The following is a 17,510-nucleotide window of genomic DNA, read 5'->3' as shown; positions in this document are numbered from 1 at the left end:
AACCTCTTTTCATATTTAGCGGTTATTTATGGTTAATAACAGCTTCAACAATGCTTGAAGGTGCTTCTGCATACTTCTCAAACTCCATGCTGTAGCTGGCACGGCCTTGAGTTGCAGAGCGGAGGTCGGTTGCATAACCGAACATTTCACCTAGCGGTACCAGGGCACGAATGACTTTCCCCGAAACGGTATCATCCATACCTTGAACCAAACCACGACGACGGTTCAGGTCGCCCATCACATCCCCCATATACTCCTCAGGCGTTACCACCTCAACCTTCATTACAGGCTCTAGAAGCACAGGATCTGCGTTGATACAACCTTGTCTGACAGCCATGGAACCTGCAATTTTGAACGCCATTTCATTGGAGTCCACATCGTGGTATGAGCCATCAAACAATGTAACCTTAACGTCGATCATTGGGTAACCGGCCAGAACACCATTCTGCAGCTGCTCAGAGCAGCCTTTGTCTACGGCAGGAATGTATTCTTTAGGCACCACACCACCTACGATTTCACTCTGGAATTCGTAGATTTTTTCGCCGTCTTCACCCTTGTCAGCCAAAGGCTCAATACGAAGCCAAACGTGACCAAACTGACCTCGACCACCGGATTGACGTACAAACTTACCTTCCTGCTCAACGGACGAGCGAATGGTTTCACGGTACGCAACCTGCGGCTTACCAATATTGGCATCCACCTTAAACTCGCGACGCATACGGTCTACGATAATATCCAGGTGAAGCTCACCCATACCCGAAATCAGGGTCTGGCCGGTTTCTTCATCAGTTTGCACACGGAAGGACGGATCCTCCTGAGCAAGCTTACCCAGTGCTACACCCATTTTTTCCTGATCCGCCTGAGTTTTAGGCTCAACAGCAACAGAAATAACAGGCTCTGGGAACTCCATACGCTCAAGGATGATCTTGCCACCCGCATCACATAGGGTGTCACCGGTAGTGACATCTTTCATGCCGATCAAGGCAGCGATATCACCCGCACGAACTTCTTTGATCTCTTCACGGTCATTAGCGTGCATTTGGACCATACGACCAACACGCTCTTTCTTACCTTTAACAGAGTTAAAAACACTGTCACCGGTTTTAAGGACACCGGAATACACACGAACAAAGGTCAGCGCGCCCACAAAGGGATCGGTAGCAATCTTAAAAGCCAAAGCAGAAAAAGGCGCCGAATCATCAGCTTCACGCGTATCAATGGTCTCACCATCATCCAGCGTGCCTTCAATTGCCTTAACTTCTGTAGGAGCTGGCAGATATTCTACTACAGCATCCAAAACCGCCTGCACGCCCTTGTTCTTAAACGCAGAACCACAAAGCGCCAGTACGATCTCATTATTCAGAACACGGGAGCGAAGACCTGACTTAATCTCTTCGATTGTCAGCTCTCCACCTTCGAGATACTTGTCCATCAGCTCTTCAGATGCTTCAGCCGCAGCCTCGATCATCTTTTCGCGGTACTCTTCTGCCTGATCAAGAAGCTCCGACGGAACCTCCTGCAGCTCATAAGTCATACCATTATCGGCCATATTCCAGTAGATAGCCTTCATGCGCATCAGATCGATAACGCCTTCAAACTCATCTTCTGAACCGATATTCAGCTGAATAGGAACCGGAGTTGCATTCAGACGGCTTTCAATCTGGTCGACAACGCGCAGAAAATCCGCACCGGTACGATCCATCTTGTTTACAAATACGATACGGGGAACCTCGTATTTGTTCGCCTGACGCCAAACCGTTTCAGACTGTGGCTCAACACCAGAGGAACCACAGAAAACCACCACAGCACCATCGAGAACACGCAGAGAACGTTCAACTTCAATGGTGAAGTCTACGTGCCCAGGTGTGTCAATAATGTTAATTCTGTGTTGATCAAACTGTTGATCCATACCTGACCAGAAACAGGTGGTAGCCGCAGAAGTGATAGTAATACCACGCTCCTGCTCTTGCTCCATCCAATCCATGGTCGCCGCGCCATCGTGCACCTCGCCTATCTTGTGAGACAGGCCGGTGTAAAAGAGCACACGTTCAGTTGTGGTAGTTTTACCAGCATCAACGTGCGCACAAATACCGATGTTACGGTAGCGGTCAATTGGGGTCTTACGTGCCACGACATATCTCCCGTTATATTAGAAGCGGTAGTGCGAGAACGCCTTGTTCGCTTCTGCCATGCGGTGAACGTCTTCACGCTTCTTAACTGCAGCGCCTTTACCTTCGGCTGCATCAAGAATTTCACCAGCAAGACGCAGATCCATGGATTTTTCACCACGGCTACGTGCAGCATCTACCAACCAACGCATGGCCAGAGCCAAACGACGGGAAGGACGTACTTCAACGGGAACCTGATATGTAGCACCACCCACACGGCGGGATTTTACTTCCACCAGAGGCTGGATTGACTCAAGTGCTTTTTCAAACATATCCAGCGGCTGCTCTTTGCTGCGCTCTTCTACTTTATCCAGAGCACCGTAAACGATTTTTTCAGCAACAGATTTTTTACCGCTAACCATTACATGGTTCATAAACTTAGCCAGGCGCTCATTACCGAACTTAGGATCCGGGATAATTTCACGCTTTGCGGCGACGCGACGTCTAGGCATTGATAAGCCCTCTTCCAGGTCTTCAGGTAAATCCGGAATTTACTCCGGCCTTACTCTTATCAGACAGAGATTAATTTATTAAGACTTAGGACGCTTGGTTCCGTACTTGGAACGGCCCTGTTTACGATCTTGAACACCAGAAGTATCCAAGCTACCACGAACTGTGTGATAACGAACACCAGGCAAATCCTTCACACGACCACCGCGGATCAGAACAACAGAGTGCTCCTGAAGGTTGTGACCTTCACCGCCGATGTATGAAGAAACTTCAAAACCGTTAGTCAAACGTACACGACATACTTTACGAAGCGCTGAGTTAGGCTTCTTAGGAGTAGTTGTGTATACACGAGTACATACACCGCGTTTTTGCGGGCAGCTTTGAAGAGCAGGTACGTCACTCTTCTCAACTTTACGCTTACGAGGTTTGCGTACCAACTGATTGATGGTTGCCATGAAAGCAGACTCCACGTTGTACACAAAAAAAGACAGAGGTTATACCACCGCCATACTAATTTAAGGAGGCGCATTGTATGTTGCCTCCTACATACAGTCAAGGCCGGACATCATCCGGCCTTCACTCACTTCATAACAAAGAATATTTTTATTCTTCGCTATTCAGCATCTCACTCAGTGCTGCTTCAACTTCACTGGCCGTCGGGCCAGAGACCGCTGCTTCAGCATCCAGAAGTTTCTGCTTACGATTGCTGTGATAGGTCAAACCGGTTCCAGCCGGAATCAGACGACCCACAACAACGTTTTCTTTCAGGCCACGCAGCTGATCGCGCTTACCGGTTACGGCTGCTTCGGTCAGTACACGTGTTGTTTCCTGGAAGGATGCCGCAGAGATAAAGGACTCTGTTGCCAGAGATGCTTTAGTAATACCCTGGAGTACTCGATCGTACTTAGCCGGGAATTTATCTGCTTTACCCAGAATCTCGTTTTCTTCCAGAACCTGAGATACCTCGACCTGATCGCCTTGGATAAAGCTGGAATCACCGGATTCAGTGATCTCTGCTTTACGCAGCATCTGACGCGCAATTACTTCGATGTGCTTATCGTTAATGCCTACACCCTGCAGACGATAAACTTCCTGCACCTCGCTGGTAATGTACTCAGCCAGCTTGCTAACACCCAGCAGGCGCAGAATGTCGTGTGGATTAGATGGACCATCAGAGATCACTTCACCACGCTCAACCTTCTCACCTTCGAACACGTTCATCACGCGCCATTTAGGGATCAGTACTTCATAGGTTTCACCATTATCCTGAGTAATCTGGATACGGCGCTTACCTTTTGTTTCTTTACCGAAGGTCACAACACCGGAAACTTCAGCCAGCAGTGCAGGCTCTTTCGGGCGACGTGCTTCGAACAGGTCGGCCACTCGTGGCAGACCACCGGTAATATCTTTGTTACCACTGGATTCCTGAGGAATACGAGCAATAATCTCACCAACACCAACTTCTTTACCGTCTTCTACGGTAACTACCGCATTACCTGGCAGCAGGTATTGCAGAGGCGTCTGTGAGTTAGGCATAGACAGTTCATTGCCAGCCTCATCCAACAGCATAATCATTGGACGCAGATCTTTACCCGCCGCAGGACGCGCAGAAGGATCGATCACCTCAATAGAGGACAGACCGGTCAGTTCATCCTGAGTACGGGTAATTGTGATGCTGTCTTCCATCTGGATAAACTTAGCACGACCCGCCATCTCTACAACGATTGGGTGCGTGTGCGGATCCCATTTAGCCAGAATCTGGCCGGATTCAACCACATCACCTTCACGAACACTGATTTCAGCACCGTATGGAAGCTTGTAGTACTCACGCTCACGACCCGTCTCGTCCGCTACTGCCAGAGCACCGGAACGGGATACAGCAACCAGCTTACCGTCTTTACGCTCTACAACCTTGATGTTGTGGAAGCGAACAGTACCACCGTGCTTAACCTGTACGTTGTCGATAGCAGACGCACGCGATGCCGCACCACCAATGTGGAACGTACGCATCGTCAGCTGGGTACCCGGCTCACCGATGGACTGCGCCGCGATAACACCAACAGCTTCACCCACGTTAACCAGATGACCACGAGCCAGATCACGCCCGTAACAGCTGGAACACACGCCATAACGGGTGTCACATGAGATCGCAGAACGTACAACAATTTCGTCGATACCCATGGTATCCAGACGGTCACACCAGGCTTCATCCAGCAGAGTACCGCGAGGTATCAGAACCTCACCTGTGTCATGCTTGACAACATCCTGTGCAACAACACGACCCAGTACACGCTGCGCCAGAGGAACAACGATGTCACCACCCTCAATCAGAGGATGCATGGTCAGACCGTTTTCGGTGCCACAGTCATGCTCAGTTACAACCAGATCCTGTGCCACATCAACCAGGCGACGGGTCAGGTAACCGGAGTTCGCTGTTTTCAGTGCGGTATCCGCCAGACCTTTACGAGCACCGTGAGTCGAGATGAAGTACTGAAGTACGTTCAGACCTTCACGGAAGTTCGCCACAATTGGCGTCTCAATGATGGAGCCATCCGGCTTAGCCATCAGACCACGCATACCCGCCAGCTGACGAATCTGTGCCGCGCTACCACGAGCGCCCGAGTCAGCCATCATGAATACGGAGTTGAAAGAGTCCTGCTCTTCCTCTTCGCCATCACGGTTAACAACGGTCTCTTTAGAGATACCTTCCATCATCGCCTTAGCAACTTTATCGTTTGCTTTGGACCAGATATCGATAACTTTGTTGTACTTCTCGCCCTGGGTTACCAGACCGGAAGAGAACTGCTGCTCAATCTCTTTAACTTCTGCTTCTGCTGCAGCAACAATCTGTGCTTTTGCCTCAGGAATAACGAAGTCATTCACACCAATAGAGGCACCAGACAGTGTCGCCTGACGGAAGCCGGTGTACATCAGCTGATCCGCAAAGATAACAGTGTCTTTCAGACCAACACGACGATAAGAGTTGTTAATCAGTCGCGAAATAGCCTTTTTAGTCATCGGCTGGTTCACCAGCGTAAACGGCAGACCTTTTGGCAAAACACGATACAGCATAGCGCGGCCGACGGTCGTATCATGAATAGAGGTGGTTTCCTCCATCACATCTTCTTCGCTCAACACGAATTCAGTGATACGAACTTTAACTTTAGCCTGCATGTGCACTTTACCAGCACCCAATGCACGCTCAGCTTCGTCAACACCGCTGAATACCATACCTTCGCCTTTCGCGTTGATACGGTCACGGGTCATGTAGTACAGACCCAGTACAACGTCCTGAGAAGGAACGATAATCGGCTCACCGTTCGCTGGAGACAGTACGTTGTTGGTCGACATCATCAGCGCACGTGCTTCAAGCTGTGCTTCGGTGGTCAGAGGCAGGTGAACCGCCATCTGGTCACCATCGAAGTCGGCGTTGTATGCCGCACAAACCAGCGGGTGCAGCTGAATCGCTTTACCTTCAATCAGCAGAGGTTCGAATGCCTGAATACCCAGACGGTGCAGTGTTGGTGCACGGTTCAGCAGTACCGGGTGTTCACGGATAACCTCAGCCAGAATATCCCATACTTCAGGCAGTTCACGCTCAACCATCTTCTTAGCAGCTTTGATGGTTGTCGCCATGCCTTTTGCTTCCAGACGAGCAAAGATAAACGGCTTGAACAGCTCAAGTGCCATTTTCTTCGGCAGACCGCACTGGTGCAGTTTCAGCTGTGGACCTACGGTAATTACGGAACGACCAGAGTAGTCCACACGCTTACCGAGAAGGTTCTGACGGAAACGACCCTGCTTACCTTTGATCATATCGGCCAAAGATTTCAGAGGACGCTTGTTAGAGCCTGTAATCGCACGACCACGACGACCGTTATCCAGCAGGGCATCAACCGATTCCTGCAGCATACGTTTTTCGTTACGTACGATAATGTCAGGAGCGTTCAGATCCAGCAGACGCTTCAGACGGTTGTTACGGTTGATCACACGACGGTACAGATCGTTCAGGTCTGATGTCGCGAAACGACCACCATCCAGAGGAACCAGTGGACGCAGATCAGGTGGCAGTACCGGCAGTACTTCCATGATCATCCACTCAGGCTTGTTGCCTGACTTAAAGAACGCTTCCAGCAGCTTCAGACGCTTGGACAGTTTCTTAATTTTGGTTTCACTGTTGGTTTGCGGAATCTCTTCACGCAGGTGATTGATCTCTTCTTCGAGCTCGATGTCTTTCATCAGCTCCTGAATCGCTTCAGCACCCATACGGGCGTCGAAGTCATCACCAAATTCTTCCAGTGCTTCGTAGTACTGCTCATCGTTCAGCAGCTGACCACGTTCCAGAGTCGTCATACCCGGATCAATCACTACGAAAGATTCGAAGTACAGTACACGCTCGATATCACGCAGGGTCATATCCAGCAGCAGACCGATACGGGACGGCAGGGACTTCAGGAACCAAATGTGTGCAACAGGTGACGCCAGTTCAATGTGACCCATACGATCACGGCGTACTTTTGCCTGTGTAACCTCTACACCACATTTTTCACAAATAATGCCACGGTGCTTCATGCGCTTATACTTACCGCACAGGCACTCGTAGTCTTTTACCGGACCAAAAATTTTGGCACAGAACAGACCATCACGTTCTGGCTTAAAGGTACGGTAGTTGATGGTCTCTGGCTTTTTAACTTCGCCAAAGGACCAAGCGCGAATCATATCCGGCGATGCCAGAGTGATTTTAATCGAGTCGAATTCGTCGCTTTGTCCCTGTGCTTTCAGCACATTAACTAGATCTTTCATCGGCAACTGCTCCAAATGGAGTTACTGATGCGGGCCGCAGCCCGCATCGGAATTCATCTGCTTTAATCTGTTAAGCGATTAGCTTTCCAGATCAATGTCGATACCCAGAGAACGGATTTCCTTCACCAATACGTTGAAGGATTCTGGCATACCCGGTTCCATGCGATGGTCACCATCAACGATGTTTTTATACATCTTGGTACGACCGTTCACGTCATCCGACTTAACAGTCAGCATCTCCTGAAGGGTATAAGCCGCGCCGTATGCTTCCAGTGCCCACACTTCCATCTCACCGAAACGCTGACCACCGAACTGAGCTTTACCACCCAGAGGCTGCTGCGTTACAAGGCTGTAAGAACCTGTGGAACGGGCGTGCATTTTGTCATCGACCAAGTGGTTCAGTTTCAGCATGTACATGTAACCTACGGTCACAGGACGGTCAAACTGCTCACCGGTACGGCCATCACGCAGCCACACCTGACCACTGTCAGGAATGTCTGCCAGACGCAGAAGCTCTTTAATCTCAGGCTCAGGTGCACCATCGAACACAGGTGTTGCAATAGGAACACCCTTCCGAAGGTTCTGGGCCAGAGCGATAACTTCGTCATCTGTCAGGCTCTCGATATCTTCCTTGTGGTTACCCACCTGGTTGTAAACCTTATCCAGGAATTCACGAATTTCCTGAACCTGGTTATCACGCTGTTCCAGCAGCATTTCATTGATCTTGTCGCCAAGACCTTTCGCTGCCATACCCAGGTGAGTTTCCAGAATCTGCCCCACGTTCATACGGGATGGTACACCCAGTGGGTTCAGAACGATGTCTACCGGTTCACCTTTGGCATCGTATGGCATATCTTCAATCGGCATAATCGCAGAGATTACACCCTTGTTACCGTGACGACCGGCCATTTTATCACCCGGCTGAATGCGACGTTTGATGGCAACATAAACCTTAACAATCTTCAGAACGCCAGGAGCAAGATCATCACCCTGCTGCAGTTTCTTCTTCTTGTCTTCAAACTTCTCATCCATCTCTTTACGACGCTGCTGCAGCTGCTCATCAGCCTGTTGCAGCACTTCGTTCAGAGAATCATCGGCCAGCGACAGCTTGAACCAGTCTTTACGTGGCAACTCAGCCAAATAATCACTGCTCAGCTTGTCGCCTTTCACCAGCTTAGGACCACTCAGTACATCCTGGCCTTCCAGCTGACGCCCTAAACGCTCAAACGTCGCTTCTTCAGCGATACGGTACTCTTCCTGCAGGTCTTTACGGACTTCGTCCAGCTGAGACTGCTCGATAGATCGCGCACGGGCATCTTTCTCAACGCCGTCACGGGTGAATACCTGCACGTCAATTACCGTACCCTTGGTACCGGTCGATACGCGCAGAGAGGTATCTTTAACGTCAGAGGCTTTCTCACCGAAGATTGCACGCAGCAGTTTCTCTTCCGGCGTCAGCTGGGTTTCACCTTTAGGCGTTACTTTACCAACCAGAATGTCGCCTGGGCCTACTTCAGCACCGATGTAAACAATACCGGACTCGTCCAATTTGCCCAGTGCGCTTTCGCCCACGTTCGGGATATCAGACGTGATCTCTTCAGGGCCCAGCTTGGTATCACGGGATACACAGGTCAGTTCCTGAATGTGGATCGTAGTGAAACGGTCTTCCTGAACAACACGCTCAGAAACAAGGATGGAATCCTCAAAGTTGTAACCGTTCCAAGGCATAAACGCGATGCGCATGTTCTGACCCAGAGCCAGATCACCCAGGTCAACAGAAGGGCCATCCGCCAGAATATCACCACGGGCAACCACATCACCAGGACGTACGATGGCACGCTGGTTGATACAGGTATTCTGGTTAGAACGGGTGTACTTAGTCAGATTGTAGATATCTACACCCGCTTCACCCATTTCCGTCTCTTCATCGTTAACACGGATAACAACACGGCTTGCATCAACCGAGTCGATCACACCACCACGACGGGCTACAGCACATACACCGGAGTCACGGGCTACGAAACGCTCCATGCCGGTACCTACCAGCGGCTTATCAGCACGCAGAGTCGGTACAGCCTGACGCTGCATGTTCGACCCCATCAGTGCGCGGTTAGCATCATCGTGTTCCAAGAACGGAATCAGTGCCGCTGCTACGGATACAACCTGACGTGGAGATACATCCATCAGGGTTACCTGATCCGGCGTCATAAAGGTGGTTTCACCTTTGTGACGTACCTGTACCAGCTCATCAACCAGCTGGCCGTCTTTAATGGTCGCAGAAGCCTGTGCAATGATGTACTGGCTTTCTTCGATCGCAGACAGGTAAGCCATCTCGTCCGTTACCATGCCATCAACAACTTTACGGTATGGCGTTTCCAGGAAACCGTAGTCGTTGGTACGGGCATAGGTTGCCAGCGAGTTAATCAGACCAATGTTCGGACCTTCAGGGGTCTCAATCGGACATACACGACCGTAGTGAGTTGGGTGTACGTCACGTACTTCAAAGCCAGCTCGTTCACGGGTCAGACCACCAGGGCCCAATGCAGAAACACGACGCTTGTGAGTTACCTCTGACAGCGGGTTGTTCTGATCCATAAACTGGGACAGCTGAGAAGAACCAAAGAATTCTTTGATTGCTGCAGCAACCGGCTTAGCGTTGATCAGGTCCTGAGGCATCAGGCCTTCGCTTTCTGCCAGAGACAGACGTTCTTTAACCGCACGCTCAACACGAACCAGACCAACACGGAACTGGTTTTCAGCCATTTCACCAACGGAACGGATACGACGGTTACCCAGGTGATCGATATCATCGACTTCACCTTTACCGTTACGGATGTTGATCAGCTCACGCAGCACATCAATGATGTCATCGTGGCTCAGTACGCCGGAACCTGTGTCTTCGGAACGACCCAGACGACGATTGAACTTCATGCGGCCAACAGCGGACAGATCGTAGCGATCTTCGCTGAAGAACAGGTTCTCAAACAGCGCTTCGGCAGATTCTTTGGTTGGTGGCTCACCAGGGCGCATCATACGGTAGATTTCTACCAGAGCTTCAAGCTGGTTACGGGTGCTATCGATACGCAGGGTATCGGAAATGAATGGACCACAGTCCAGATCATTGGTGTACAGGGTTTCAATAACCTTGCAGCCGGCCTGTGCCAGTTTCTCAAGAATCTCGTTGTTGATCTCAGAGTTACATTCGCAGATCAGCTCACCGGTCTTCTCGTCAATCATATCTTTCGCGATCACACGGCCGAAGGTGTACTCAACAGGTACTTTCAGCTTGTCCAGACCAGCTTTTTCGATCTGACGGATATGACGAGGCGTGATACGGCGATCTTTCTCAACGATAACGTTACCGTCATTATCGCAAATATCGAAAGATGCAGTTTCACCGCGTAGACGACTTGGCACCAGCTCCATATACAAACCATCACGTTCAAAGAAGAACTTGTTGGTGTCAAAGAACATGTCCAACATCTGCTCTGAGGTGTAATTCAGGGCACGTAGCAATACGGATGCAGGCAGCTTACGACGACGGTCGATACGCACAAAGACGCTGTCTTTAGGATCGAATTCGAAGTCCAGCCAAGAACCACGGTAAGGAATCACACGGGCTGAGTACAACAGCTTACCGGATGAGTGTGTCTTACCTTTATCGTGATCGAAGAATACACCCGGAGAACGGTGAAGCTGAGATACGATTACACGCTCAGTACCATTGATAACAAAGGTACCGTTCTCAGTCATCAGAGGCATTTCGCCCATGTAGACTTCTTGTTCTTTAATATCCTTGATTGCCTTGTTTGATGACTCTTTGTCATAAATGACAAGACGCACTTTTACGCGCAGAGGTGCTGCGTAAGTAACACCACGCAGTTGACACTCTTTTACATCAAAAACCGGAGCGCCCAGACGATAGCTAACATATTCCAGAGATGCGTTACCGGAATAGCTTTCGATTGGGAATACCGATTTAAACGCAGCGTGAAGGCCTAAATCCTCCCGCTGTTCTATAGTTTTATCTTCTTGCAGGAAGGATCGATAGGAGTCCAGCTGGATGGCCAGCAAATACGGCACATCCATGACATGGGGTAGTTTACCGAAATCCTTGCGGATACGTTTTTTCTCAGTATATGAGTAAGCCATCAGTATTCCCCAGCTTGTTCATCTGATCAGGCCACGACAAGGATCTACAAATTCCCGTTGACCAATGTCGATAAGTCTTCACACCGCTGATTAAGCAGTAACGTTTTTAAAAGCAGTCAAGGATATTATGAACAGAAAAAGGCCGGCGGCGAATCGCCACCAGCCCACTGCAATTTTCAGCAGCGTCTGCTGTACTGCAAAGCTTATTACTTCAGCTCTACAGTTGCACCAGCAGCTTCCAGCTCGGATTTAGCTGCTTCAGCGTCTTCTTTAGAAACGCCTTCTTTAACAACAGCAGGAGCACCGTCAACCATAGCCTTAGCTTCTTTCAGACCCAGACCAGTGATTGCACGTACTGCTTTAATTACGTTTACTTTCTTGTCGCCAGCACCAGCCAGAACAACATCAAATTCAGTCTGCTCAGCCGCAGCAGCTTCGCCACCAGCAGCACCACCAGCAACCACTGCAGCAGCAGCAGATACACCGAATTTTTCTTCCATTGCTTCAATCAGTTCAACAACGTCCATTACGGACATTTCTGCAACTGCATTGATGATATCTTCTTTAGTCAGAGCCATTATCTTAGCTTCCCAACGTTGTAGAGCAATTGTCGCTCGTTAAAACCAAAATTCTTTATCGATAGAACAAGAAACACAATTAAGCGGCTTCTTCTTCCTTCTGATCGCGAATAGCTGCCAGAGTACGAGCCAGTTTGCCAGCAGATGCTTCTTTCATAGTCATCATCAGGCTTGCAATAGCTTCGTCGTAAGTCGGCAGTTTTGCCAAACGGTCAATATCCGCAGCTGCGATCAGCTCTCCTTCGTACGCCAGAGCTTTAACTTCGAACGCTTCTTCTTCTTTAGAGAAATCTTTAAGAAGACGCGCTGCCGCACCTGGATGCTCCATAGAGAAAGCGATCAGGGTTGGGCCTACGAAGCTCTCTTTCAGGCACTCAAAAGAAGTACCTTCAACAGCTAGGCGAGCCAGCGTGTTACGAACAACACGCAGCTGTACACCAGACTCACGAGCTTCTTTACGCAGGGCTGTCATAGCACCCACAGTAACGCCACGAGAATCGGCTACTACTACAGAAAGAGCAGAATTGGCAGCTTCGTTGACTTCAGCAACAATTGCTTTTTTGTCTTCGAGACGTAGTGCCACTTTGTTTGCTCCTAAGCTTAAAACTCAATAAGAGTTTAATTACCACCACCCCTTTTCAGGGAAGTAACGATGGTTGGGCACCAGAAAATCTGGCGGGCCATTCCATCTGCGCAGGACTCAGATCGAAATCTAAAATTAAGCCTAAGCTCCTGCGGTCTTTGACGAAACTCCTGCACCAGGCCAATAACAGCCCGGCACCGAAGCCCCGCAAAGTTCAGTTTCTATCTTAAACCGCCAGATCAGACATATCGATTGTCAGACCAGGACCCATGGTTGAAGACAGAGTAATTTTCTTCAGGTAAACACCTTTAGAAGAAGACGGCTTCAGTTTCTTCAGATCAGAAACCAGCGCTTCCAGGTTACCTTTGATAGCATCGGCAGTGAAATCAACCTTACCAATACCAGCATGGATAATACCATTCTTGTCAGTACGGTAGCGAACCTGACCAGACTTAGCGTTTTTAACCGCATTAGCCACATCAGGAGTTACAGTACCAACTTTAGGGTTTGGCATCAGACCACGAGGACCCAGGATCTGACCCAGCTGACCCACAACGCGCATCGCATCAGGAGAAGCAATAACAACGTCATAGTTCAGATCACCGCCTTTCATTTCAGCAGCCAGTTCGTCCATACCTACTACGTCCGCACCAGCTTCTTTAGCAGCTTCAACGTTAGCACCCTGCGTAAACACAGCAACGCGAACATCTTTACCGGTACCATTAGGCATAACCGTTGCGCTACGTACAACCTGGTCAGATTTACGTGGATCAACACCCAGGTTAACCGCTACTTCTACGGACTCTTTAAACTTAACAGTTGAAAGCTCAGCCAGCAGGTCTACAGCTTCAGCAACTGTATAGGCTTTCTCAGCATCAATCTTTTCACGGATCAGCTTAGCGCGCTTAGTTAACTTAGCCATCTTACAGACCCTCCACGTTCAGGCCCATACTACGGGCAGTACCAGCGATTGTACGAACTGCTGCATCCATATCAGCTGCAGTCAGGTCAGGCTGTTTAGTGGTAGCGATCTCTTCAAGCTGAGCGCGAGTCACAGTACCAACTTTCTGAGTGTTAGGACGTGGACTACCGCTCTTCAGACCAGCGGCTTTCAGCAGCAATACTGCAGCTGGAGGCGTCTTGGTTACAAAAGTAAAGCTGCGGTCAGCATATACAGTAATAACAACAGGAATCGGCAGACCCGCTTCTACTTCTTGAGTAGCAGCGTTGAACGCTTTACAGAACTCCATGATGTTAACACCGTGTTGACCCAGAGCAGGACCAACTGGTGGACTTGGATTTGCTTTACCTGCACCTACCTGCAGCTTAATATAGGCTTCAACTTTCTTAGCCATTTTACTCTCCTGTATGGGTATAACGCCTTACGGCTTCCCGTTATGGTGCTTAGCACCTGAAATCACTTAGTCTTTTTCTACCTGACCGAACTCAAGCTCGACCGGCGTAGAACGACCGAAGATAAGCACAGAAACCTGTAGCTTACTCTTCTCATAATTCACTTCTTCGACAACACCATTGAAGTCCGCAAATGGACCGTCAATAACACGAACCACCTCACCGGGTTCAAACAACGTCTTAGGACGCGGCTTGTCGGTACGATCGGCAACTCGCTGAAGAATCGCGTCTGCCTCTCGTTCAGTAATCGGTGCAGGACGCTCAGCGGTGCCGCCAATAAAGCCCAGAACTCGAGGCGTCTCTTTTACCAGGTGCCATGCAGAGTCATTCATTTCCATCTGCACCAGAACATAACCTGGATAGAACTTACGCTCACTCTTACGCTTCTTGCCGTCACGCATCTCAACGACTTCTTCTGTCGGCACAAGAATCTCACCAAACAGATCTTCAACACCATGAAGCTTGACCCGCTCCTGCAGAGAGCGCATTACATGCTTCTCGTAACCTGAATAGGCATGTACCACATACCAACGCTTCGACATGTCTATTCCTCGATTAATTAACTACCATAGAGACCAACCAGCCAAGAAGGGTATCAACCCCCCAAAGCACCAGCCCCATAAACAGAACTGCAGCCAGAACAATCAAGGTTGTCTGAGTTGTTTCCTGACGACTAGGCCAAACAACTTTGCGAATCTCTGCACGAGACTCCGCTGCCATATCGACAAAACGGCGCCCCTTGTCTGTCTTAAGGGCGACAAAACCAGCGATTGCAGCAACAACCAGGACACCAAGTACACGATATAAGGGCGAATACTCTTTAAAATAAAGATTTCCCGCCACTGCAACAGAGACAAGCAGAACAACCAAACCCCATTTCACACCATCAAAATTAGATGACTGGGCTTCCGCGTTGCTTTTCATGATGAACTCCTCAGATTTCGGCGGCTGCCGAGAAGGATATACCAGACGGGGAGATACTGGCAGGCCAGGAGGGACTCGAACCCCCAACAGCCGGTTTTGGAAACCGGTGCTCTACCAATTGAACTACTGGCCTAACACTTGCTCGCTGAGCCAAAAAAACAGCCCGAGCATTCTACTCTTGAGCAAATCGACTTGCAAGCCGAAATGCTAAAAGCTACACAGAAAAAAACAGACGGATAAACCGTCTGCTTTTTAGAACTGGAGCTCATGACCGGATTTGAACCGGTGACCTCTTCCTTACCAAGGAAGTGCTCTACCGACTGAGCTACATGAGCCTTGGAGCGGGCAGCGGGAATCGAACCCGCATCATCAGCTTGGAAGGCTGAGGTTCTACCACTAAACTATGCCCGCAAGAAAAATGGTGGAGGGGGAAGGATTCGAACCTTCGAAGGCGAACCGGCAGATTTACAGTCTGCTCCCTTTGGCCACTCGGGAACCCCTCCGAGCTTAAACCTTATTGACAACCCAAACAGTTATCAGGTTTTTCGCTTGTGCCTCTTGCGGCAACGGGGCGTACTATACCAACCCCATTACCCTCTGGCAAACCTTTTTTTAACTTTTTTTCCTTTTTTATTCAAAGCAGTAGCGCAGGCCGCGTAGCACAAGGGTTTCGTCAATAATCAGATTGCCCTTTGAAATAAAACGACTGCTTCTCTCCGCATCACCACCCGTTAATACCAGCGGTATTTCCCCTTGCAACTCTTGTTCAATATTATTCAGCAGGGAAAGCACCATGCGGTTTATGCCATGATCGACACAATCTTCTGTCTTTAGTCCCGGTTCAATATTTTCTGAATTACCCCCGAAGCCTACCTGATCCGTACGAACACCCAGCGCCTGCTTCATCAATCCAAAGCCCGGAATGATATACCCACCCTGATGCAGGCCTTCATGGGAGACATAATCAACGGTTATAGCTGTACCCAGATCCACAACACAGAAGCCAGACTGTCTCTCTTCCCACAGAGCCAACATTGCTAACCAGCGATCCACCCCCAACCTTTGCTCATCTTCATAAGCCACCGTTAAGCCCCTGTGCTGCCTGATCACCCTAGCAATGCGTACAGGGTGGCCTACAGAGGTCGACCAGCGTGCGATCTCATCCTTTCTGGATACCGTTGCAACCTTTATCTCGGCTACCTGATCCATAGGGATAGACTCAAAGCTTTCGACAGCTCTGATACTGTCATCCACAGAGTCGGCGAGATACTTTATCCGGGTATTGCCCACATCGACTAAGAGGGTTCTATTTTGCTCTGACACTGACTTCCCCACCAGCAAAACTCTTTACCGTGCCGTCACTGAGTTTTATTTGGATATTACCACGATCATCGAGCCCCAGAGCCACGCCTTCAATCTCATTACTGCCCAAGAGCAGAGTGACCGGTTTATCTCTGAGAAAGTCGTACTCTCCCCAGCACTCAAGCGCTGCGACTGAATCCCCCAAAACAATATTGTTTAGACAGTTGTAGATGTGGACCGAGAGCTGCGAGGCAATCACCTCACGCCTGACATCGGCATACTGATCAACGGCAGTATATGCCTGATTAATCTCATCGTCTGCCAGACTGTTTTTAATAAAGTTGATGCCTGTGCCAATCACCACATTGCAATGACTCGAGAGATCACCGTCAACCTCAATAAGGATGCCTGCAATCTTTTTACCCTGGACATAGATATCGTTCGGCCATTTGACTTTCACATCAGGTAATCCACAGCGCTCAAGCACCTTTGCCAGGCCTAGCCCGACCTCAAGACTCAAAGTCTCAAGAGATGCAGCTCCAACAGGAAGTGCAGCGGCGCATGACATATACAGATTCGCGCCATAGGGGCTCATCCAGGATTTTCCACGACGCCCCCGCCCTGCTGTTTGCTGCTCGGCAAGCACAACCGAAAAGTTTTCCGGCCAACCGCTGTTTTTTTCTACAACGGCCGCCTGAGCATCACTGTTTGTACTGCCGGTAATCGAATTTACCCGGATGTCAAAACCTGACTCGCTGAGCTCTGATTCATCCAGCGGACTAAAGCCATAACCTAAGCGATAACCTTTGCTCTGCTCTCTTTCAATCCGCAGGCCCAAGGCTTCCAGCTTCTGAAGACGCTTCCAGATGGCGGCTCGACTCACCCCAAGCAGTTCAGCAAGCTCAACACCACTGTGCCACTCACCATCTGCAAAAAAATTGATTAATGCTGAATTATCCACACGCTTCCCTCTGAACAAACTCTGCTTACTATGTCGGCTTGCCGCTCAACCCGCATCCGAGTACCGCAATCATCTCCATTCTACCTGATAGCTCTGCTCCAGACCTTCCGGTGCACACTAATTTCTCCCCGTCCTTTTCTTCCGGGCATAAAAAAACCCCGCTTCGACTGAAGCGG

The 17,510-nt window shown here is 49.6% G+C and carries 13 protein-coding genes and 4 tRNA genes; all 17 read right to left on the bottom strand.

Annotated elements, in window-relative coordinates:
- Nucleotides 1-22: 22 nt before the first annotated feature.
- Nucleotides 23-2,131: an elongation factor G gene (gene fusA, locus AC4GL5_RS07525; RefSeq protein WP_490382173.1), complete on the bottom strand. Its 2,109-nt coding sequence runs from the start codon at nucleotides 2,129-2,131 to the stop codon at nucleotides 23-25.
- Between the two features lie 18 nt (nucleotides 2,132-2,149).
- Nucleotides 2,150-2,620, bottom strand: coding sequence for a 30S ribosomal protein S7 (gene rpsG / locus AC4GL5_RS07520; RefSeq protein WP_490382172.1), 471 nt, complete (start codon nucleotides 2,618-2,620; stop codon nucleotides 2,150-2,152).
- Between the two features lie 78 nt (nucleotides 2,621-2,698).
- Nucleotides 2,699-3,073 carry a 30S ribosomal protein S12 gene (rpsL, locus tag AC4GL5_RS07515; RefSeq protein ID WP_028304195.1) on the bottom strand — a complete coding sequence of 125 codons (375 nt, stop codon included), beginning with the start codon at nucleotides 3,071-3,073 and terminating at the stop codon, nucleotides 2,699-2,701.
- Between the two features lie 148 nt (nucleotides 3,074-3,221).
- Entirely contained in the window at nucleotides 3,222-7,421 is a 4,200-nt protein-coding gene (rpoC, locus tag AC4GL5_RS07510; RefSeq protein WP_490382171.1) for a DNA-directed RNA polymerase subunit beta', read from the bottom strand.
- A gap of 78 nt (nucleotides 7,422-7,499) precedes the next feature.
- Entirely contained in the window at nucleotides 7,500-11,573 is a 4,074-nt protein-coding gene (gene rpoB, locus AC4GL5_RS07505; RefSeq protein WP_490382170.1) for a DNA-directed RNA polymerase subunit beta, read from the bottom strand.
- Nucleotides 11,574-11,779: 206 nt separating this feature from the next.
- Nucleotides 11,780-12,151 carry a 50S ribosomal protein L7/L12 gene (gene rplL, locus AC4GL5_RS07500; RefSeq protein WP_490382169.1) on the bottom strand — a complete coding sequence of 124 codons (372 nt, stop codon included), beginning with the start codon at nucleotides 12,149-12,151 and terminating at the stop codon, nucleotides 11,780-11,782.
- Between the two features lie 79 nt (nucleotides 12,152-12,230).
- On the bottom strand, nucleotides 12,231-12,734 hold the full coding sequence (gene rplJ, locus AC4GL5_RS07495; RefSeq protein ID WP_490382168.1) for a 50S ribosomal protein L10: 504 nt from the start codon (nucleotides 12,732-12,734) through the stop codon (nucleotides 12,231-12,233).
- A gap of 226 nt (nucleotides 12,735-12,960) precedes the next feature.
- The gene (gene rplA, locus AC4GL5_RS07490) at nucleotides 12,961-13,656 is read right to left on the bottom strand and encodes a 50S ribosomal protein L1 (protein ID WP_490382167.1); all 696 of its coding nucleotides are present in this window, start codon (nucleotides 13,654-13,656) and stop codon (nucleotides 12,961-12,963) included.
- 1 nt (nucleotide 13,657) lies between these two features.
- Entirely contained in the window at nucleotides 13,658-14,089 is a 432-nt protein-coding gene (gene rplK, locus AC4GL5_RS07485) for a 50S ribosomal protein L11 (RefSeq protein ID WP_490382166.1), read from the bottom strand.
- 66 nt (nucleotides 14,090-14,155) lie between these two features.
- Nucleotides 14,156-14,689, bottom strand: coding sequence for a transcription termination/antitermination protein NusG (gene nusG, locus AC4GL5_RS07480; protein ID WP_490382165.1), 534 nt, complete (start codon nucleotides 14,687-14,689; stop codon nucleotides 14,156-14,158).
- A 13-nt stretch (nucleotides 14,690-14,702) separates the two neighbouring features.
- Complete coding sequence (gene secE / locus AC4GL5_RS07475) at nucleotides 14,703-15,071, bottom strand: preprotein translocase subunit SecE (RefSeq protein ID WP_490382164.1); 369 nt, start codon at nucleotides 15,069-15,071, stop codon at nucleotides 14,703-14,705.
- Nucleotides 15,072-15,128: 57 nt separating this feature from the next.
- Nucleotides 15,129-15,204 (bottom strand) — tRNA-Trp (locus AC4GL5_RS07470).
- A 126-nt stretch (nucleotides 15,205-15,330) separates the two neighbouring features.
- Nucleotides 15,331-15,406, bottom strand: a tRNA-Thr gene (locus AC4GL5_RS07465).
- 2 nt (nucleotides 15,407-15,408) lie between these two features.
- Nucleotides 15,409-15,482 (bottom strand) — tRNA-Gly (locus tag AC4GL5_RS07460).
- Nucleotides 15,483-15,490: 8 nt separating this feature from the next.
- A tRNA-Tyr gene (locus AC4GL5_RS07455) sits at nucleotides 15,491-15,574 on the bottom strand.
- A 127-nt stretch (nucleotides 15,575-15,701) separates the two neighbouring features.
- A complete protein-coding gene (locus tag AC4GL5_RS07450; RefSeq protein WP_490382163.1) occupies nucleotides 15,702-16,394 on the bottom strand; it encodes a type III pantothenate kinase in 693 nt (230 codons plus the stop codon).
- Nucleotides 16,378-17,334, bottom strand: coding sequence for a biotin--[acetyl-CoA-carboxylase] ligase (locus AC4GL5_RS07445; RefSeq protein ID WP_490382162.1), 957 nt, complete (start codon nucleotides 17,332-17,334; stop codon nucleotides 16,378-16,380). Before AC4GL5_RS07445 ends, AC4GL5_RS07450 begins: the two co-directional genes overlap by 17 nt.
- Between the last annotated feature and the right edge of the window lie 176 nt (nucleotides 17,335-17,510).

This window comes from Oceanospirillum sp. (genome assembly GCF_982874595.1).
The sequence above is the reverse complement of the archived record's forward strand: the minus strand, read 5'-3'. Positions and strand labels throughout refer to the sequence as shown.